The sequence below is a fragment of the Blastomonas sp. genome (assembly GCF_046294995.1).
GTDB lineage: Bacteria > Pseudomonadota > Alphaproteobacteria > Sphingomonadales > Sphingomonadaceae > Blastomonas.
Window position 1 is genome coordinate 26,352 of sequence record NZ_JBKBOG010000017.1, and the last position, 17,961, is coordinate 44,312.

Genomic DNA, 17,961 nt, shown 5'->3' on the forward strand with positions numbered 1-17,961 from the left:
GCCGCCAGCGTTTCGCCAGTGCGGCGTGTTACGACCGTAGCTTGGCCTGCGGCATTCTGAAGCAATCGGGCAACCCAGCGCCGCCATAGCTGCGGTCGGCTGCAACCGATGCAGTCGTCCACCCAACCGCAACGGCCTGTCATGTTCTCAGACACTCTCCTTCCATTCCTCGCCACGGCGACCGTGCTGACGGTGACCCTCGGACTCGATACCGCGATGGTCATCCAGTCGGCGGCCACCCAGGGCGTCAAGCAGGGCCAGTACACCAGCCTGGGCATCACGCTTGGCTGCCTGTGCTGGGGCTCGGCAGCCGCGATCGGGCTGGGCTCTTTGATGAAGGGGGTGCCGCTGGCGTTCGACCTTTTGCGGGCTGCAGGCGCGATCTATCTGGCCTGGCTGGGTGTCCGGCTGCTGGTCAGGCCTCGACGATTGTTCGTCGAATCCCGGAGCGGCACCTTTGCTGCCGATGGCATAAGCAACGCGGTGCGGACGGGTTTTCTGACCAATATCCTCAACCCCAAGGTCGGCATCTTCTATATCACCCTGCTTCCGCAGTTCGTGCCACGCGGCGACGCAGGCTGGCACGCGTTCGCTCTGGCGAGCACGCACGTGGCTATGGCGCTGGCCTGGTTCGTCTTCCTGAGCGCGCTCACGGGAGAAATCGGCCCGTGGCTGCGCCGTCCCCGCGTGATCGAGACGCTCGACCGGCTGACAGGAAGCATTCTCATTGCTCTCGCCCTTCAGCTCTCGCTGATGGCGAACACTCTTGGCTGAAAGACACGACATGACCATGACGAAATCTGAACGAATCGGGCGCCTGATGGTGCTGATTGCCTCGCTGGCCCTGACGGCCGACGGGTTGCTCCAGCTGGCATCGCCGCCTTCGATGATCGAGGCGATGAAGCATATCGGCTATCCCGCCGACGCCGGCCCCACTCTCGCCATCCTGACCTTCGCATGCGCCGCCTTGCTCGCTTTGCCCGGCACCAGCCTTGCAGGCGCGATTCTCACGACGGGCTTTCTCGGTGGCGCGATCGCCGTGCATGTGCCCGGCGGTGGGCTGTTCTCGCCGCCGCAGCTCATCTGTTTTGCCATCGGCGCTTTCGTGTGGGTGGGGCAGGTCCTTGGCGATCGGCGCCTCAAGGCGCTGCTCGGTTTCGAAAATGCCGTCAACCGCTTTGGCAGTCTGTACGCTGCAGATTGAATATTGCGGCTGCCTGGCACCAGCCCTCGCGCGCCGGCCGGATGCCGGGCGCGAGGGCCGCACGCATTTAGCCTGCAAACATGACGCAGCTGTAATCTGCCACCTTGCGAAAACCGAGCCTCCGGTAAACCGGCTCGCCCAGAGGGGTCGCCTGCAGCGTCGCATGATCGAGGCCGTGTTCCGGCGCCGCGCGCGCCGCAGCCACAGTCAGCGCGGCACCGATCCCCTGGCGTCTGAACGGCTCGGCAGTGGAACAGGTATAGATGCCCGCGACACCCTCCGCCTCGAACATCGCGGACGTCCCGATCATTCGCCCATCCAGGCGCGCCGCGAACCGGCGGTATTGGCCCGGCCGATCCAGGCGGCTGTGTTCGGCATGCTTCATCCGTTCGAGTTCGCCCGGCGGAATACCCATCGACGGCGCCATGCACGCGACCCATTCGTCCAGTGCCGCCGCGCCGGCGATCTCGTCTATCGAAACGCCGTCGGGCACGGTCAGCGTCGGCAACTCGTCTAGGGGCCTTATGTAGACCGGCATAGACCCTTGCAGCGTTCCGCCGCACTGCAACAGCACCTCGAGCGTGGAGGGGTGCGAGTCGGGTCCGACCCACCACGCCGAAGCTTTGCCAGCAAGCTGCGATCTGGCGTCGCTGATGGTCTGAGGGTCGGGATCGTCGACGCGAAAGACACCATTGAGCAACGGAAAATCGATCCCGCTGCGATGCAGTGCCACGCCATCATCATGGCTGATTTCGATCCCGTAATTGAGCCAGTAGCGGCAGCAATTGGCAAGACTTCTGGTCACGACATCGCGATCGATGTCATTCGATAGGGGTGCAGTCACCGATGATCCTTTTGTCGTTATGGCAAGGTCCGCGGTCGCTCGGACCGGACAGACAACGTCTGCATTGCGGCCATGGCCGCCAGCGTCAAACCCGTTGGCCCTTAATGTTTCAGCCGTAGCGATACAGGCCGCACATTATCGTGCGGGTGACTGAGTATCCTCAAAATCAAAACACTCCATCCTGAAAAATCCCGATTATCGGGACATAATGCTGCGCCTATGGTGCCAGCAGACAGTCACGCAAACGCAGGAGCAGACCATGACGACCACCACTTCCACGACTCACAAGCCGACCCCGTTTCTGACGCTGGAGGGCAAGCGTGCGCTCGTCACATCGGGAACGCGCGGAGCGGGTGCGGCGACCGTGGCGCTGCTGCGCGAACTGGGTGCGACCGTCGTCACGACCGCGCGCAGCAGGGCGGACGATATCGCCGAATCCACTTTCATCGCGGCCGACCTCACGACCACGCAAGGCTGCGCCGAGCTCGCCGCAGCGGTGCATGAGCGGCTGGGCGGTGTCGATATCATCGTCCACATGCTGGGCGGATCGTCGGCTCCGGCAGGCGGCTTTGCCGCGCTCGGCGATGACGAATGGCGCAGCGAGATCGATCTGAACCTGATGCCGGCGGTGCGGCTCGACCGGGCGCTGGTGCCCGGCATGGTCGCGCAGGGCCATGGCGTCGTGGTCCATGTCACTTCGATCCAGAACGTTCTGCCGCTGCCCGATTCGACGACGGCCTACGCGGCGGCCAAGGCGGCACTCTCGACCTACAGCAAGAGCCTCTCCAAGGAGATCGCGCCGCGCGGGGTCCGGGTGGTGCGGGTCTCGCCGGGCTGGATCGCGACCGAATCCTCGATCCATCTGGCGCAGCGGCTGGCCAAGGAGCACGGCACCGATGTCGAGGGCGGCAAGCGGATGATCATGGAGGCGCTGGGCGGGATCCCGATCGGACGCCCCGCCGAGCCAGAAGAGGTCGCAAACCTGATCGCCTTCCTCGCCTCGGACCGCGCCGCGACGATTACCGGCACCGAGTATGTGATCGACGGTGGCACGATCCCGACGGTGTGATCGGTGCGCGCCGCCGAATCAGTCGGCCTCGGGTCGGGGGCCGGCGGCGACCTCCCAGCCACCGGTATGCCTGTAGACGGCATCTCGCAGCGCCCGGACGTCGGCGTTGAGGCTGCCCAGGGCCGCAGGCGACTGGCCCGACGCCGCGAGCAAGGTGTCGCCCAGACAGCCCGCACGACCGCGGATGGCGCGGCCCGCGTCGGTCAGCCGCACGACGACCTGCCGTTCGTTGGCGGGATTGCGGGTTCGCTGAACCATGCCCGCCGCCTCGAGGCGTTTGAGCAGCGGCGTCAGCGTGCTCGATTCGAGCGCCAACTGTTCGGCGATCCGCCCCACCGGCTGGGCGTCCTCGCGCCACAGAATGTTGAGCACCAGATACTGCGGGTAGGTCAGCCCCAGTTCGTCGAGCAGCGGTTTGTAGGCGCGCTGGATCGCCATGCCTGCCGAATAGATCGCATAGCAAAGCTGATCGTCGAGCGGGACGGGGGGGTTGGCTTGGGTCATCTCGGCACTCCTTCTGCACCCCATATAGCGACCGGATCGAAAAAATACATATCGCGATAACTTTTTGCTGGACAGACCGCGATGCTCAAATTAGATAACTGCTATCGCGATAAACGTTATCGCATATAGGAGAACGAAGATGAACGTTTTGTATCGTACCGAAGCAAGTGCAACCGGTGGCCGCACGGGCCATGCCACAACCGCCGACGGCTCGTTCGCGATCGACCTGGCTACGCCGAAGGAACTCGGCGGCGCAGGCGGCGCAGGGACCAACCCCGAGCAGCTTTTCGCCGCCGGCTATTCGGCCTGCTTCCTGGGCGCCCTGAAGTTCGTGGCTGCACAGCGCAAGGTGAAGCTTCCCGAGTCCGCCAGCGTCACCGCATCGGTCGGCATCGGTCCGCGCGACGACGGTCAGGGATTTGGTCTCGACGTGGCCCTGTCGGTCTCGCTGCCGGGGATTGATCCAGTCATCGGTCAGCAGCTTGTCGATCAGGCGCACATCGTCTGCCCCTATTCGCACGCCACCCGCGGCAATCTCGACATCCGTCCTGCGCTCGCCGCCTGAACTGCCCGCTTGAAAGGAAGGGAATTTGCCATGTTCTATACCGTTCGCACCTTCGTCGCCGCAGCCGCCGCAGTGGCCGCGTCATTTGCCGTCCCCGCCATCGCGCAGACCGCCAACTCGTCGGCGCCCTTGGTCGCCGAACAGTCGGTTCGCAATGTCGTGCTGGTCCACGGTGCCTTTGCCGACGGATCGGGCTGGCGCGGCGTCTATGACGACCTGACCAGCCGCGGCTATCGCGTCACGATCGTCCAGAACCCGCTCACCTCGCTGGCCGATGATGTCGCTGCGACCCGCCGCGCGATCGCCCGGCAGGACGGACCCGTCATCCTGGTCGGCCACAGCTGGGGCGGGACCGTAATTACCGAAGCGGGTGTCGATCCCAAGGTCGCGGGTCTGGTCTATGTATCAGCGCTGTCGCCCGATGCCGGGGAGACCACCGCGCAACAGTATGACGGCTTTACCACTCCGCCCGAATTCGTGCTCGATGTGCAAACCGATGGCTTTGGCTTTATCGACCTTGCCCTGTTCAAGGCCGCGTTCGCTGCGGATACCACGGACCGGGATGCAGCCTTTATGCGCGATTCGCAGGTGCCGATCACCATGTCGGCGTTCACCACCACGCTGTCCCAGGCAGCTTGGCGCAGCAAGCCCAGCTGGGCGGTCATCGCGACCGACGACAAGGCGTTCGACCTTCGCATGTTGCGTTCGATGGCAACGCGGATCGGCGCCAGGGTCACCGAGGTTCAGGCAAGCCATGCGGTCTTCATGACCCAGCCCAAGGTGGTGGCCGACACGATCGACCAGGCCGCGCGGTCGGCTTCGCGCACGGCCCCATGATCCGATAGCATCCTGCCTCCATGCCCCTCCCCGGGCAGGGTGCTGGCAGGGCAGTGCTGCGAAGCGCTGCCCTGCACCCTTTTCCCCCAGGATGGCCGCAAGGCTGCAGACCGCTCAAGATACGGAGACCGACATGCCACCGCTTGCCGCATTGTCATCGGCGCTGATCGCCGCACTCGTCGGATTTGGCGGCACCGTGGCGCTGGTGGTTCAGGCCATGCGGATGCTGGGTGCCACCGTTGCGCAGACAGGCTCTGCAGTGACGGCGCTGTGCCTTGGGATCGCGCTGGCAGGTGCTGTGCTGTCCTTTCGGCTGAGAATCCCGGTGGTGCTGGCGTGGTCGACGCCCGGCGCAGCCTTGCTCGCAGCAAGCGCACCCGGCCTGTCCTGGACCATCGTCACGGGCATATTCCTCTCGGCAGGGCTGATGACGATCGTGCTGGGCTGCATCCCGGCGCTTGGCCGTCTGGTCGAGCGCATCCCGCCTGCGATTGCGTCGGCGATGCTGGCAGGGGTGCTGCTGCCGTTCTGTCTGGAACTGTTCCGCGCCGCGCGGGTCGATCCCCTGATCGTGCTGCTGCTGCTCGCGCTGTTCGTGATCGGCCGCAGCCGCTTTCCCAACCATGCGCTGGTGCTCGTCCTCGCGGCGGGGTTTGGCGCGACTTTGGCGCGCGGTGATTTCGCCGCAATGCCGAGCGGTGCGACCCTAGGCACGCTCGCGCTGGTTACGCCGACGTTCGATATCAGGGCGATCGTGAGTATCGCCATTCCGCTATTCCTGGTCACTCTGGTGTCGCAAAATCTGCCCGGCCTCCTCGTGCTGCGCGCAGCCGGGTACGAGCCCAAGGCCGGCCCCCTGCTCGTGGGCACCGGCATCGCCAGCGTCGTGGCCGCACCCTTTGGAGGCCATGCGATCAATCTGGCCGCCATCACCGCTACCATCTGCACGGGGGACGATACGCAGCTGGAGCGTGACCGGCGGTGGGCGGTAGGCGTCGTCTATGCAGCGATCTATCTGCTGCTGGCGCTGTTTGCGCCTTTGCTGGTGCGATTGTTCCTCGCGCTGCCTTCACCGGTCATCGCGACGTTGACGGGCCTTGCTCTTGTCTCCTCGCTCACGGCGGCGTTGGATGCGGCGCTGGCTTCGCGCAACCACCGCGACCCTGCGATGCTGACCTTCCTCGCGACAGCCTCGGGGCTGACCGTGTTCGGCCTGGGTTCTGCCTTCTGGGGACTGATGGCCGGGTTCGGCACGCTTGCGTTGAGACGCGCCCTGAACCGCTCCGTCTGAACCTTCTCCCGCTTGTGCGACGACCAAATGTTGCAAACCTGTAACCACATTCTGAAAATAATGCTTTTGATGTATTTGATAGATTTGATACTTACTCGCTTATCGAAATGCCTCATTCTCCGGTTGCCGCAGGCATGCGGCTGATGCGCGCGACCGGTCTCCGCCCGCCCTCGAAGCCGCAATCATTCCAGATGAAAGGAAACGACGATGACAATCGATACACACCCCCATCAAGTTCCCGGTTTTGCATCACGGGCCGCCGAAAATCAGGCGCGGCTCAATGGCAACATCAAGCACACCTATGACTTCATCGTCTGCGGTGCAGGCTCTTCGGGCTCGGTCATTGCCCGCCGCCTCGCCGAAAATCCTGCGGTCGATGTCCTGCTGATCGAAGCCGGCGCAAGCGATGAGGCGGAATCGGTGCTGAACCCCGCCCTGTGGCCGACGAACCTCGGCACCGAGCGAGACTGGGGTTTTCAGGCCGAACCCAACCCGCATCTGAACGGCCGCGAACTGTCGATGGCGATGGGCAAGGGTCTGGGTGGCGGATCAAGCATCAACGTCATGGTCTGGGCACGCGGCCACAAGGCCGACTGGGAGCACTTCGCCTCCGAGGCCGGCGACGATCGCTGGAGCTACGAATCGGTGCTCGACATCTATCGTCGGATAGAAAACTGGCAGGGCGCGCCCGACCCGCGCTATCGGGGCACGAATGGGCCGGTCTGGGTGCAACCAGCGCACGACCCTAGCCCGCTGGCGACCGCGCTGCTCGGCGCGGCGCGCGATCTGGACATCCCGACGTTCGACAACCCCAATGGCGCGATGATGGAAAGCCAGGGCGGCGCGGCGATGACCGATATGCTGGTCCGCGACGGGCGTCGCCATTCGCTGTACCGCGCCTATGTCCATCCTCTGACAGATCGTCCCAATCTCACGGTGATGACCCGCACGCTCGCCCGCCGCGTCCTGTTCGACGGGCGCCGCGCGATCGGTCTGGAGGTTGAGAAGGACGGACGCGTCTTCTCGGTCGGCGCGCGCCACGAAGTCGTCTTGTCAGCGGGCGCGATCAACACGCCCAAGCTGTTGATGCTGTCGGGCATCGGCGACCGCGCCGAACTGGAACGGCATTCCATCCCCGTGGTGCAGCATCTGCCGGGCGTCGGGCGCAACATGCAGGATCATGTGTCCTTCGGGTGCATGTGGGAGCTCGGCGAACCGCTGGCGCCACGCAACAGCGGCAGCGAAGCCAAGCTCTACTGGAAGAGCCGCCCCGATCTGGCCTCGCCCGATCTGCTGTTCTGCCAGGTCGAGTTCCCGGTGCCCAGCGAACGCACCGCCGCGATCGGCGTGCCCGAGCATGGATGGACGATGTTTGCAGGTCTCGCGCAGCCCAAGAGCCGCGGCCGCCTATTCCTGCGTGATACCGATCCGGCCAAGCCGCTCGCCATCGATACCAACATGCTGTCCGATCCCGAAGACCTCGAGGCCGCACGCGCCTGCGTCAAACTGTGTCGAGACCTGGGCAACGGCGATGCCTTCAAGCCCTTCGTCAAGCGCGAGGTCATGCCCAACGACCGTGACACCGAAGGGCTCGATGCCTTCATCCGCGATTCTGCGGTCACCTATTGGCACCAGTGCGGCACCGCCAAGATGGGACAGGACGACATGTCGGTCGTCGATGCATCGCTCGCGGTCTACGGGATCGAGGGCCTCAGGGTCGCAGACGGTTCGATCATGCCGCGCGTGACCACCGGCAACACGCAAGCACCCTGCGCCATCATCGGCGAGCAGGCCGCGATGCGCATCCGCACCCAACACGGCCTTTGAGCCGCGTTTGCTCCAGCACCCGTTGGCCGGATTGGTCCGGCCAACGGGTGTGATGCACGTTCGCAAGACTTCAGGTCGCTCCACGCGCAAAATCCTAAAGAGAGACGCATGATGCACACAGATACCCCCATCCGCCGGCTGCTGGCCATTTCCGGGCGCACGCTCTCGGTGCTCGATCAGGGCGAAGGTCCGGCGGTGCTGCTGGGCCACGGGTTCCTGTGGGATTGGCGCATGTGGCAGCCGCAGGTCGAGGCGCTCAAATCGCGGTACCGGCTGATCGTGCCCGAAATGTGGGGCCACGGCCAGTCGGGGTCGCTCCCATCCGGGACGGAAACGCTGGCCGATATCGCCAGCCAGATGCTCGCGGTCATGGACCAGCTCGAGATCCGGACGTTCGCGGTCGCCGGCTCCTCGCTGGGCGGGATGTGGGGAGCGCATCTCGCGGCGATGGCACCGCAACGGGTCACCAGCCTTGCGCTGATGAACACCTATCTCAGTGCCGAGCCGGAGATGAACCGTCAGACGTATTTCGCGATGCTCGATCAGGTCGCACGCGAGGGCCGGGTCAACGACGCCGTTGCAGCGACGATCGCCCCGCTTTTCTTCGCTCCCGGCAGCGCACCGATCCTCAAGGATCGCCTGCAAGTCCAGATCGAGCGTTTTGGCGCCAATCGGCTGCGCCAGTCGATCGTGCCGCTTGGGAAACTGATCTTCGGGCGTGACGACGCGCTCGACCTGCTTGACCGCATCGCTGCGCCGACGCTCATCGTTGCGGGGCGACAGGATGCGTCGCGTCCTGCCGCCGAGAGCATCGTAATGGCGGGCCGGCTTGGCGTTGCAGCGCATATCATCGACGCTTGCGGCCATAGCGCGACCCTCGAACAGCCCGATCACGTCAACGCGCTGCTGGACGAGTTCCTTACACGGACATCCAGGTCGCCGGCGATGTCGGGGTGCGAGCCCGTGTCGGGATAGAGCGGCGCGATTTCATCATGCCAGTCGACCATCCGATGGTTAAGGCGGCGCAGCGTTCAGATCCGAGGAGATCCCCGTCATGAGACAGATATTGCCGTTCGCCGCACTGGTTTCGCTTGCCCTGGGCGCATGTTCATCCCAGCCGGATCCAGCCGCAGCGACGAAGCGCGCCACGCCGGATCAGCCGCCGCAAGCCCAACCCACACCACGTTCTTCCCGCTTGCCAGAATTGACCGCGCAAGGACTTGGCGACCTCAGGATTGGGCAGCCGGTCCCCGCCTCGGGCGGCTGGTCCAGCCTAGGTGTCACCAGCGCAAATGGCTGCACGACATCCTCATCTGCCGATCTCGGCGGCGTCTATGCGATCGTGGAGCAAGGCAAGGTTCGCCGCATTACCCTGGGCCCGACTTCGACGGTCAGGCTGACTGGCGGCCTTGGTGTCGGAGCCAGCGAAGCCATGGTCATCCTGCGTTATCCCGGATTGAGCGAGGAGCTTCACAAATACGAGGCGCCGCCCGCCAAATATCTGACCACCGTCGATGCGGGTCCTGAAACGTCCGGGCTGCGGTTCGAGATCGGCACGGATGGAACGGTCAGCCAGATACATGCAGGCCAGATGCCTGCACTGGCCTATGTGGAAGGTTGCGGCTGAGGCAAGACGCCCATTGGCTGGTGCCTTTTCGGCTTGCCCATAGTTAATCGCGCGCCGCCGCTTGCATCGTGCCAGTTGTCCGTACCGCTTCGACCCCGGATACTTCACCAGCGCAGAGCAGCGAACCTTGTTCGTGCCGGCTGAGCAACTCCTGCCAGTCAGCGAAGCGAGACTGGATTGCGGGGCCAGCCAGTGGCTCGTAGCGATACACAGCCACCCGTTGGTTATCGCGGACCGTCAGCGTCAATGGCTGATTGAAGCGCATCGCCAGCTGCTGCCATGCCAATAGCTCTGCCACATCCTCGCTCGCTGCCGCGGTCGCATAGAACGAGACGAACGGGCTTTGGCGAAGCGATTCATAGTAAGCCGGCGCATAGCGCAACGGTATAGGCGGCTGCCTTCGAAATGGCGTTGATGCGGCGAGACTGTCGGCGTGGGGCTGTGAGAGAGCCCGGACATCAGCCCAGACACCTGACATGAAGGGGCCTGCGGCATCGTCGGTAAGGCCCAAGACCTGATCGACGATATGCGTTGCTTCGTGGAGCAATACATAGGTCAGGGCATCCGCCGGACCGGCGTCGAATTCCACGCTGAAGCCCGATCCATCGTCCACAAACAGACGGGCTTCCTTTGTGTTCAGAAACTTGGTCAGACTTTCGTCGAGCAGGCTTGCCCTGAAGGTGATATCGAATAGCGTGCTGGCGTCATCAGGCCCGACCTTGCTGGTCAAGGCGCTTCCGCCGCCCGATTCCAGATCGAGAAAACTCAGCCGCCTTAAATGCCGCTGCAGAACATCGCGGTGCAGGCGCGGCAACTTCGCAAGGGCGTTTTGCAATCGCACCCGTTCCGGCGGGGTCAGCTGGTGCACCGCGATAGCGGATGTTGCCGCGCCAGAAAAAATCTCCAGTACCGCAGCGTCCGGTGGGCCGACGCGGGAGACGATCGGCGAATAAGCTTCAAAACCGCCGGGCTCGGGACAGGCGACCGTCTTGCCACTGGTTGCGAGCTGGACGGGAACATGTGGATAGGCAGGTGGCACGGCAAGAGATAACGCCGCGAACACGACAGCAGCCTTCTTCATATGCTTCCTCCAACCCGCATTCTGCTGATCATCAGCCTATGCGCTGGATCAGGGAATAATCTTCAACCGGGCGATCCGGCCTTCGTCGAGAACGAAAAAATAGCGCAGATCGACAGGGCTGCCAGGAAAATTGCCGACCAGGTGACTGGTGACGATGATACCGTCGTCGTCTTCCGAAAGGTCGAAGGGCTCGACCGTGTAGGTGTACTGCGTCGAGGCATTCGCCATCCACTGCCGGATTGCATCGCGGCCCACATACGTGTTGCCTTCGTCAATCACGACCGCGTCGGTCGCAAAGCATTCGGCAATGGTCTGCGCATTGCCCTGCTTGTCGGCTGCAAAATATTCGGCGATCACGTTCGGCAATTGGATGGTCATGGTCTTTCTCCTGATTGGCCCGGCGCATCGGATGGCGAATGCCAAGAATGCATGCGGGCTTGATGACCCCAGACTAGGCCTTTGACCTCGTCATGATAATCAGGATAAAACGGGACATAGTATTGCGAGTTTCCGGACAATGTCGAATTTCAACCTGACCGATTTCGATGCGGTTCTGGCGATCGATCGCCGCGGTTCGTTTCGCGCAGCCGCGCTCGATCTTGGCATGTCGACCAGCGCGCTCAGCAACGCGATCGCCAAGCTCGAAGCGCAATTGGGGGTGCGGCTTTTCAATCGGACCACGCGCAGCGTCTCGCTCACGCAAGCCGGGCGCAGGTTCGTCGATCAGGTCACGCCGGCGTTGAAGCAGATCAACCAGGCGCTCGATACCGTCCGCTCGCAACAGGATACCCCATCGGGCACGCTGCGCATCAACACCTTCGCAACAGCAGGGCGCGAGATCCTGTCTCCGCTGATCCTCGAGTTCCTGCGGCGATTTCCGCAGGTCCGGATCGATCTGGTGACCGAGGGCAATCTGGTCGATATCGTCGCGGACGGCTTCGATTTCGGGGTGCGCAGCCAGAACCTTGTGCCGACCGACATGATCGCGATCCCGCTCGGTCCCGCGCGGCGCTACGCGGTGGTCGCCTCGCCGGCGTATTTCGACCGTCGCGGCCAGCCCCAGGTCCCCGCCGACCTGCTCACCCACGCCTGTATCCGCACCCGGCTGCCCAATGGCGCGATGTTTCGCTGGCAGTTCGAGGCGGAAGGGCAGGAGTTGCAGGTCGATGTCGACGGGCCGATCACGCTCGACGAAGCCAGCCTGGCGCGGATCGCCGTGCTGGAAGCGGTAGGCATCGGGTTCTTCATGGAATCGGACGTCGCTGCGGATATGGCTGCCGGCCGGCTTGTGCGTGTCCTCGAACAATGGACGCCGCAGCTTTCGCCGCTGTGCCTGTATTACCCCAGCCGTCGCAATCCCCCCGCAGCCTTCAAGGTGTTTGTCGACCTGGCGCGTGAACTCGCCCGGGCAGCACGGACAATGTGAGCTAGCCAACCCGCGCGGCATCGGCAAGCGCGGCCTCGATCGCTTTATCGCGCTGCTCGGGTCCGGTCGCGATGCCTTCGGCGATGATGACCTCAGGGTTCGCAATCCCGATGAAGCCCAGCATGGCACGCAGATGCGTCTCGGTATGCTCCATCGTGGCGCCCGCAGCGTCGGTGTAGAACCCGCCGCGCGCCAGTGCGACGATGACCCGCTTGGCACCCGCAAGCCCTTCGGCGCCGTTTGCGCCATAGCGGAAGGTCTTGCCCGAGATCAGGATGTGGTCGAACCAGCTCTTGAGCTGCGTCGGTATCCCGAAATTGTACATCGGCGCGCCGATCACCACGATGTCGGCTGCGAGAAACTGCTCGAGAATGTCTGCCGCTTCAGAGGATCCGAAGCCAGCAAGCGTCAGATGTGCAGGCGGACTGGAGCCGAGATCGCGATACGCAATCTCGAGATCGCCCTGTGCCCGGCGCAGTTGCTCGACGACGGCGGCAGAAACCGCGCGACTGACCGAGTTTTCGCCCTGAATCGAGGAATCGAGATGGAGAACTTTCATGGGGGACTGTTCCTATTGGTTTGGGTCTCCCATAAATACGCAGTGCGCTTCGACCGCCAAGAACGCATATTTTCAGGACCTAGTCACATGGATATGACCGCAGAACATGCACTGGACACCGACCGGTGCCCGCAGGTCGCCCAACATCTGGCATGGATCGGCGATCGCTGGACGTTGCCGGTGGTGGTCGTGCTGGACGCAGGTGCGCAGCGGTTCAACCAGCTCCGCCGTTCGGTCGCGGGTATCTCCCAGCAGATGCTGACCCGTACGCTGCGCAAGCTGGAGCGTGATGGCATGGTTCGCCGCACGGTGTATCCCACGGTCCCTCCCCAGGTAGAGTATGCGCTCACGCCATTGGGGCACTCGCTTGCCGAACAAGGCCTTGCGCTGGGGCGTTGGGTCTTCGATCATGAAGGTCTGATCGAGACGAGCCGAACAGTTTTCGATGCGCGCGAAACATCGGTTGAATGAGCCGGGTAGCGATCTCGTTCATTGCCACCTAAGCTGTTCGATCCAGGCGTGAGTTCAAGCCATGTTGCGAACCGACGTCCGGCTCGGGGCAGGGATACATCGCGCACCGCCGATCATATAGCCGAAGCTTTGTCCGGGCCATTTCCCGAAATCGTGGCGAGCCGCCGATCAGCGCCCAAAAACTCGAGCAAAAGCCTGTTGAAAGCGGTTGGCTGCTGCCAGGGGGCGAAATGACCGGCATCGCGAATGATGCGGAGCCGCGCGCCCGATATGTGTTTGGCAAGATACTCGGGATGCTCTGGCGTAATGAACTCGTCATCACTGCCGGCTGCGATCGTGACGGATAAGCCTTCGATTGCGGTCAGTCGGCTGGTTCCACAGCCATCCAGCCCTTGTTGCATCTTGCGGACCGCGCTGCTCAGAGTTGCAAAGTCGCTCGGCGCCGGCGACAGTTCAATATAATCCTGGCGCAGGCGTGGCCCGACAAGTTCCAGTATGGGCGCCCGGTCCGCGTCGGCGCGAACGCCCTGCGCGCTCATATTGGCACCAAAGGCAAAAACCCCGCTCAGGCCATGGTTTGCACGACCGGCGAGCATGAGCGCGACGATGCCGCCATCGCTCCATCCGATAAGCGATGGGGCATCAAGGTCGAGCTCCGCGATGACCGCAGCAATATCGTCAGCCAGCAGTTCGTATCTGAGCGGACTGGCGCCCAATGTGCTTTGCCCGTGGCCGCGGCTATCGACCAGAATCACTTCATGGCCCGCCGCGATCAGCGCTGGTACCTGCAACGCCCAGGAACGGCTGCTCGCCATGCCGCCGTGCAGCAGAATGACCGGCGGCCCCGCACCGATGCGCCCGTACCAAATTTTGGCTCCGGAAGTTTCGGTATAGCCTTCGGTATCCAGGTCCGGGAGCGACGGAACGGGAGGCAGTGATCGCGTCCGGAAGGGTTGCGCGATGGCTTGAGCGCCGATTGAAACGCCTAATCCTGCGGCAAGTCCGGCCATAAGTCCTGACAGCATCGTTCTGCGCGAAATGAATGTGCGGGCGAGTGGCATGGTTGCACCTCATCGGAGTGGACGCGAGACCTTTTCGTGCACCGGCGCTGGAGGTCAATCGCGGACGGCGCTTGTGTTGCGTATGTCATCGAAATGCGTGGGCGCGGTCCTGAACCGATTGCCGGATGTTACATCCGCAACAGCGCGGCTGCGGTTTGATATCGTTGCGTAGCCCAGCGCAGATAGAAACGGCCTTGCGCTCGAGGCCATGCAACCTTGCGCGCAACATTTCGCACCAGACCGTACCGCTGCTGCCGTGCCCGCTGCAGCGGCGGGGAAGGTGAGGCTCCCTGACCCTCCTCTGCCTCCCTTTGTCTGTGCGAAATTTCCGCTCATCGCGGTATGTTGGGGTCCGCCCCGTTTGCCCGGCGGGGCGGACGCCTCTCCAGCATCAGCGCAGCCGAAACGGTCGTCGCCGACGATCTGCGCGCGACCATGTCAACGCGGGAAGCACGTTGCTGCGACTTCAAGCCCGCTGCCGGGGGAGCATCGAACCCGCGTTCCATCGCGCCTTCAGGCAGGAACGAACTGTGCCCTGGCCATATCGGCGGTGCGGTGCAGCTGTTCGTCGGGCATCTCGCCGAACATGCCGAACCCCAGCCCGTCCTGGGCCCAGGTCCAGCCGCGGACGGGACCGATATCGCGCTTGATCATGCGATCATTCCCCTCGACGCGCATCGGACGCAGATAAAGCGCCACCCGATTGCCCGAAGCATCGCGATAAAGATACAGGCCGGCGGGACCGGAATCGGTCGCGACCAGCCGCCCGCCGATCAACCGAAACCCCGCAGCGCCAAGATCGGGCGCCCTGATCGGCCGCGACAGACGGCGTGAGAACCAGTCGTCGAGCAGCTGCTGTTCGCTTGCCGCGATCTCGACCGGGCGGTCCGCGTCGCTGGCAAAAACGGCATAGCTGGCCGCCGCCTCGCGGGCGAGCGCAGCGGTGCCTGCTGTCGCAGGCGTGCTCAAGCCGCGTAACACCCAGCCCGATCCCCCTCCGATCATCAGCGCCAGCATGATGCTGGCGGCAAGCGCCCGCCCGTGCGCGGACCAACGCCCGAAAGGCCCGGATCGCCGCAGATGCAGATCGAGTTCGGGGGGCAGGGGTTCTTCTGCAACCGGGGCGAGCGCCAAGCGCAAGGCATCGCGCTCGCGACGGTATGCCTCGATACGCGCGGCCTCATCCGGGCGCGCGGCGAGCCACGCAGCGACGATTTCTTCGCGGCTTTGCGGCAGCCGACCGTCGACATATTGCTGAAGTTCGGCTTCGGTCACATGGGTTTTGGTCATTTCACGATCCTCAGCGCAGGCGAGGAAGCCGGCGCGTCCTCCATCATCCGCCGCAATCTCTCGCGTGCCCGAGAGAGCCGCGACATCACCGTGCCTTGCGGGATATCGAGCACCGCCGCAGCTTCGGCATAGCTCAGATCTTCCACGCCGATAAGCAGCAGGACGCTGCGTTGCTCTGCGGGCAACAGCGCAACCAGCAACAATATGTCGCCCTGCCGCATCGCGGCTTCCTGCTCAGGCGGTATCGAAAGCGCGGCCTCGGGCACAGTGTCGATGTCGGCAGGGGTGCCGCGCCGCAGTCTCCGCCGCAGCTGATCGATCGCCAGATTGTGCACGATGGCGAACAGCCATGCGCGCACGGAGCCCTTGGCATGACGCTGATGCCACCGCGTCATCGCCCGTTCGAGCGCGTCCTGGACCAAATCGTCGGCGTCATCGCGATCGCGCAGCAGCCCCCGGGCATAGCGCCGCAACGCCGGGATCAGCGGCTGGACGGCTTCGATCAGATCGGCCTTCGGCTCCACCGGTGCTTGCATGATGATAAGGACGTAATGGAACCGCGTTTATTCCGCGCGCGAAAAATTATCATGTGGTCCGGAATAAACCGACCGCAGGCGTCGTCTGGTGTGGATCATTCACGAAATCGGAATTCTCCATGTCAACCGACCGACATACGCGCCTGGGACCATTGGCCTTGATCGGGGCAATCGTCCTGCTGTTCATTGCCGCATTTGCCTGGGCAGCCGGCTGGATCGGCGCCAGGCGCGTCAACGGCGGCGACGTGATCGCTGCGCTCGAGGATAACGGCGGCAAGCACCCCGGCTATCGCCGCGCGCATGCCAAGGGGCTGTGCTTTTCGGGCACGTTCGCTGCGACGGGGTCCGGTGCGGCGCTGTCGGTTGCGCAGGCGCTCGCACGTGGCAGCTACCCGGTCATCGGCCGCTTTTCGCTTGCCGGAGGCAACCCGCTGGCTGGCGACGGGCGCAACGTCTTTCACTCGATGGCGCTGCTGTTGAACACACCCGACGGTCAGCAATGGCGGATGGCGATGGACCACACGCCGATCTTTCCGGTTGCCGACATCGACTCGTTCCTGGCGCTCCAGCGCGCGACAAAGCCCGATGCCACAACGGGCATGCCCGACCCAGCGCTGATCCAGCCCTTCCTCGCCGCGCATCCGGAGGTGAGGGCGTTCCAGGACTATATGGCAAAAGCGGTGCTGCCTGACAGTTTTGCCAACGCAATCTATTACAGCATCAATGCGTTCCGCTTCACCGATCGTGCAGGCACGGCGCGGCTGGTGCGCTGGCATTTCGTTCCCGAGGCGGCGTTGACCGGGCTCGACAAGGCCAGGCTCGATCGATTGCCGCGCGATCACCTGTTGCGCGAGATGACAGCGCGGACCGCCAAAGGGCCATCACGCTGGCACCTCCAGCTTGTCGTTGCCAACCCGGGCGACGTCACCGACAACGCCACGGTGGCCTGGACCGGGCCACACCGGACGATCGAGGCCGGAATACTGACGATCAACGCGGTGTCGCCAGAAGAAACCGGCGCGTGCCGCGATCTGAATTTCGACCCGACCATTTTGCCCGAGGGTATCGGCCTGTCCGATGATCCGCTGCTCGCTGCGCGCGCCAAGGCCTATTCCTCTTCGTTCTCCCGGCGCGCCGCCGAGGGGGCGGGGCCAAGCGCGGCCGGTGGGGCCATGGATCCGGAGACAGCACGACGGGAGACAGCACGATGAGCCGCCATGTTCAACGCTTCCACCCTGCGCTGCGCATGCTCCACTGGCTTATGGCGCTGGCCGTGCTGGCGATGCTGTTCATCGGTGTCGGCATGGTATCGACCACGGGCCCGCTTTATCCGGCGCTGCTGGCACTGCACCGTCCGGTGGGCATCGTGATCCTGGCGCTGGTGCTCGTACGGTTGCCGCTGCGCCTGATGACGCAGGCGCCGGCGTTGCCGCATGACCTTTCGATGTGGCAAAAGCGGATTGCCGCAGCGTCGCACATCCTGCTCTATGCCGCGATGATAGGAATGCCGCTGCTCGGCTGGGCGATGCTTTCGGCGGGCGGCTATCCGGTCGTAGTGACAAAAGCGCTGACCTTGCCAGCGATCCTGCCGCACGACCTTGCGCTCTATGCGCTGCTGCGCAAGGCGCATACCGTGGTCGCGCTGTTGTTCTTCGTGCTGATCCTAGGCCATCTCGCGGCGGCCCTGGCGCATGGACTGCTGCGCCGCGACGGCGTGTTGCGCAGCATGACGCTTGGTCTTGGCCCACATTGATCCATGTGTGTCAGTG

At 63.9% G+C, this 17,961-nt stretch carries 21 protein-coding genes; 13 read left to right on the plus strand and 8 right to left on the minus strand.

The features are described 5' to 3' along the window. Positions 1-141 precede the first annotated feature (141 nt). Both ACK4R0_RS14755 and ACK4R0_RS14760 read left to right on the plus strand, forming a co-directional pair. A complete protein-coding gene (locus ACK4R0_RS14755; protein WP_409675564.1) occupies positions 142-774 on the plus strand; it encodes a LysE family translocator in 633 nt (210 codons plus the stop codon). Positions 775-784: 10 nt separating this feature from the next. After that, entirely contained in the window at positions 785-1,204 is a 420-nt protein-coding gene (locus tag ACK4R0_RS14760; RefSeq protein ID WP_409675567.1) for a DoxX family protein, read from the plus strand. Positions 1,205-1,271: 67 nt separating this feature from the next. Here the strand turns inward: ACK4R0_RS14760 and ACK4R0_RS14765 are convergent, their stop codons facing one another. Further along, a complete protein-coding gene (locus ACK4R0_RS14765) occupies positions 1,272-2,048 on the minus strand; it encodes a GNAT family N-acetyltransferase (RefSeq protein WP_409675570.1) in 777 nt (258 codons plus the stop codon). A gap of 259 nt (positions 2,049-2,307) precedes the next feature. Here ACK4R0_RS14765 and ACK4R0_RS14770 point away from each other — a divergent pair, with 259 nt between their 5' ends. Then, positions 2,308-3,117 (plus strand): SDR family oxidoreductase, encoded by an 810-nt coding sequence (locus ACK4R0_RS14770; RefSeq protein ID WP_409675573.1) that lies wholly within the window; start codon positions 2,308-2,310, stop codon positions 3,115-3,117. A gap of 18 nt (positions 3,118-3,135) precedes the next feature. Here the strand turns inward: ACK4R0_RS14770 and ACK4R0_RS14775 are convergent, their stop codons facing one another. Further along, entirely contained in the window at positions 3,136-3,621 is a 486-nt protein-coding gene (locus ACK4R0_RS14775) for a MarR family winged helix-turn-helix transcriptional regulator (RefSeq protein ID WP_409675576.1), read from the minus strand. Between the two features lie 139 nt (positions 3,622-3,760). On the opposite strand from ACK4R0_RS14775, the gene ACK4R0_RS14780 reads away from it, so the two are divergent. The 6 genes from ACK4R0_RS14780 (at position 3,761) to ACK4R0_RS14805 (ending at position 9,768) form a co-directional block, all read left to right on the plus strand. Next, complete coding sequence (locus tag ACK4R0_RS14780) at positions 3,761-4,186, plus strand: organic hydroperoxide resistance protein (RefSeq protein ID WP_409675579.1); 426 nt, start codon at positions 3,761-3,763, stop codon at positions 4,184-4,186. Positions 4,187-4,216: 30 nt separating this feature from the next. Further along, entirely contained in the window at positions 4,217-5,023 is an 807-nt protein-coding gene (locus ACK4R0_RS14785) for an alpha/beta fold hydrolase (protein ID WP_409675582.1), read from the plus strand. Between the two features lie 133 nt (positions 5,024-5,156). Beyond that, positions 5,157-6,314 (plus strand): benzoate/H(+) symporter BenE family transporter, encoded by a 1,158-nt coding sequence (locus tag ACK4R0_RS14790; protein WP_409675585.1) that lies wholly within the window; start codon positions 5,157-5,159, stop codon positions 6,312-6,314. A gap of 207 nt (positions 6,315-6,521) precedes the next feature. Next, positions 6,522-8,141: a GMC family oxidoreductase gene (locus ACK4R0_RS14795; RefSeq protein WP_409675588.1), complete on the plus strand. Its 1,620-nt coding sequence runs from the start codon at positions 6,522-6,524 to the stop codon at positions 8,139-8,141. Positions 8,142-8,249: 108 nt separating this feature from the next. Further along, positions 8,250-9,116: an alpha/beta fold hydrolase gene (locus tag ACK4R0_RS14800; RefSeq protein WP_409675591.1), complete on the plus strand. Its 867-nt coding sequence runs from the start codon at positions 8,250-8,252 to the stop codon at positions 9,114-9,116. Positions 9,117-9,195: 79 nt separating this feature from the next. Then, positions 9,196-9,768, plus strand: a complete 573-nt coding sequence (locus ACK4R0_RS14805; protein ID WP_409675594.1) for a hypothetical protein — start codon at positions 9,196-9,198, stop codon at positions 9,766-9,768. 43 nt (positions 9,769-9,811) lie between these two features. On the opposite strand, the gene ACK4R0_RS14810 is transcribed toward ACK4R0_RS14805, so the two are convergent. Next, on the minus strand, positions 9,812-10,849 hold the full coding sequence (locus ACK4R0_RS14810; RefSeq protein WP_409675597.1) for a hypothetical protein: 1,038 nt from the start codon (positions 10,847-10,849) through the stop codon (positions 9,812-9,814). 48 nt (positions 10,850-10,897) lie between these two features. Beyond that, on the minus strand, positions 10,898-11,227 hold the full coding sequence (locus tag ACK4R0_RS14815; RefSeq protein ID WP_409675600.1) for a nuclear transport factor 2 family protein: 330 nt from the start codon (positions 11,225-11,227) through the stop codon (positions 10,898-10,900). A gap of 139 nt (positions 11,228-11,366) precedes the next feature. On the opposite strand from ACK4R0_RS14815, the gene ACK4R0_RS14820 reads away from it, so the two are divergent. Next, positions 11,367-12,275: a LysR family transcriptional regulator gene (locus tag ACK4R0_RS14820; RefSeq protein WP_409675603.1), complete on the plus strand. Its 909-nt coding sequence runs from the start codon at positions 11,367-11,369 to the stop codon at positions 12,273-12,275. Position 12,276: 1 nt separating this feature from the next. Here the strand turns inward: ACK4R0_RS14820 and ACK4R0_RS14825 are convergent, their stop codons facing one another. Further along, the gene (locus ACK4R0_RS14825; protein WP_409675606.1) at positions 12,277-12,834 is read right to left on the minus strand and encodes an FMN-dependent NADH-azoreductase; all 558 of its coding nucleotides are present in this window, start codon (positions 12,832-12,834) and stop codon (positions 12,277-12,279) included. Between the two features lie 87 nt (positions 12,835-12,921). Here ACK4R0_RS14825 and ACK4R0_RS14830 point away from each other — a divergent pair, with 87 nt between their 5' ends. Beyond that, the gene (locus ACK4R0_RS14830; protein ID WP_409675609.1) at positions 12,922-13,305 is read left to right on the plus strand and encodes a winged helix-turn-helix transcriptional regulator; all 384 of its coding nucleotides are present in this window, start codon (positions 12,922-12,924) and stop codon (positions 13,303-13,305) included. 113 nt (positions 13,306-13,418) lie between these two features. Here ACK4R0_RS14830 and ACK4R0_RS14835 read toward each other — a convergent pair whose 3' ends face one another. The 3 genes from ACK4R0_RS14835 to ACK4R0_RS14845 form a co-directional block, all read right to left on the minus strand. Continuing rightward, the gene (locus ACK4R0_RS14835) at positions 13,419-14,366 is read right to left on the minus strand and encodes an alpha/beta fold hydrolase (protein ID WP_409675612.1); all 948 of its coding nucleotides are present in this window, start codon (positions 14,364-14,366) and stop codon (positions 13,419-13,421) included. Between the two features lie 513 nt (positions 14,367-14,879). After that, positions 14,880-15,656: an anti-sigma factor family protein gene (locus ACK4R0_RS14840; RefSeq protein WP_409675615.1), complete on the minus strand. Its 777-nt coding sequence runs from the start codon at positions 15,654-15,656 to the stop codon at positions 14,880-14,882. Next, positions 15,653-16,192: a sigma-70 family RNA polymerase sigma factor gene (locus tag ACK4R0_RS14845; protein ID WP_409675618.1), complete on the minus strand. Its 540-nt coding sequence runs from the start codon at positions 16,190-16,192 to the stop codon at positions 15,653-15,655. The genes ACK4R0_RS14840 and ACK4R0_RS14845 overlap by 4 nt, the downstream gene beginning before the upstream one ends. Positions 16,193-16,311: 119 nt before the next feature. Between ACK4R0_RS14845 and ACK4R0_RS14850 the strand changes: the two genes are divergently transcribed. Beyond that, complete coding sequence (locus ACK4R0_RS14850) at positions 16,312-17,403, plus strand: catalase family peroxidase (RefSeq protein WP_409675621.1); 1,092 nt, start codon at positions 16,312-16,314, stop codon at positions 17,401-17,403. Beyond that, entirely contained in the window at positions 17,400-17,945 is a 546-nt protein-coding gene (locus ACK4R0_RS14855; protein ID WP_409675624.1) for a cytochrome b, read from the plus strand. Before ACK4R0_RS14850 ends, ACK4R0_RS14855 begins: the two co-directional genes overlap by 4 nt. The last annotated feature ends 16 nt before the right edge of the window (positions 17,946-17,961 follow it).

Coding starts and splice junctions, on each gene's coding strand:
- ACK4R0_RS14755 (WP_409675564.1), top strand. CDS start 142: ATGTTCTCAGACACTCTCCTTCCATTCCTCGCCACGGCGACCGTGCTG.
- ACK4R0_RS14760 (WP_409675567.1), top strand. CDS start 785: ATGACCATGACGAAATCTGAACGAATCGGGCGCCTGATGGTGCTGATT.
- ACK4R0_RS14770 (WP_409675573.1), top strand. CDS start 2,308: ATGACGACCACCACTTCCACGACTCACAAGCCGACCCCGTTTCTGACG.
- ACK4R0_RS14775 (WP_409675576.1), bottom strand. CDS start 3,621: ATGACCCAAGCCAACCCCCCCGTCCCGCTCGACGATCAGCTTTGCTAT.
- ACK4R0_RS14780 (WP_409675579.1), top strand. CDS start 3,761: ATGAACGTTTTGTATCGTACCGAAGCAAGTGCAACCGGTGGCCGCACG.
- ACK4R0_RS14785 (WP_409675582.1), top strand. CDS start 4,217: ATGTTCTATACCGTTCGCACCTTCGTCGCCGCAGCCGCCGCAGTGGCC.
- ACK4R0_RS14790 (WP_409675585.1), top strand. CDS start 5,157: ATGCCACCGCTTGCCGCATTGTCATCGGCGCTGATCGCCGCACTCGTC.
- ACK4R0_RS14795 (WP_409675588.1), top strand. CDS start 6,522: ATGACAATCGATACACACCCCCATCAAGTTCCCGGTTTTGCATCACGG.
- ACK4R0_RS14800 (WP_409675591.1), top strand. CDS start 8,250: ATGATGCACACAGATACCCCCATCCGCCGGCTGCTGGCCATTTCCGGG.
- ACK4R0_RS14805 (WP_409675594.1), top strand. CDS start 9,196: ATGAGACAGATATTGCCGTTCGCCGCACTGGTTTCGCTTGCCCTGGGC.
- ACK4R0_RS14810 (WP_409675597.1), bottom strand. CDS start 10,849: ATGAAGAAGGCTGCTGTCGTGTTCGCGGCGTTATCTCTTGCCGTGCCA.
- ACK4R0_RS14815 (WP_409675600.1), bottom strand. CDS start 11,227: ATGACCATCCAATTGCCGAACGTGATCGCCGAATATTTTGCAGCCGAC.
- ACK4R0_RS14820 (WP_409675603.1), top strand. CDS start 11,367: ATGTCGAATTTCAACCTGACCGATTTCGATGCGGTTCTGGCGATCGAT.
- ACK4R0_RS14825 (WP_409675606.1), bottom strand. CDS start 12,834: ATGAAAGTTCTCCATCTCGATTCCTCGATTCAGGGCGAAAACTCGGTC.
- ACK4R0_RS14830 (WP_409675609.1), top strand. CDS start 12,922: ATGGATATGACCGCAGAACATGCACTGGACACCGACCGGTGCCCGCAG.
- ACK4R0_RS14835 (WP_409675612.1), bottom strand. CDS start 14,366: ATGCCACTCGCCCGCACATTCATTTCGCGCAGAACGATGCTGTCAGGA.
- ACK4R0_RS14840 (WP_409675615.1), bottom strand. CDS start 15,656: ATGACCAAAACCCATGTGACCGAAGCCGAACTTCAGCAATATGTCGAC.
- ACK4R0_RS14845 (WP_409675618.1), bottom strand. CDS start 16,192: ATGCAAGCACCGGTGGAGCCGAAGGCCGATCTGATCGAAGCCGTCCAG.
- ACK4R0_RS14850 (WP_409675621.1), top strand. CDS start 16,312: ATGTCAACCGACCGACATACGCGCCTGGGACCATTGGCCTTGATCGGG.
- ACK4R0_RS14855 (WP_409675624.1), top strand. CDS start 17,400: ATGAGCCGCCATGTTCAACGCTTCCACCCTGCGCTGCGCATGCTCCAC.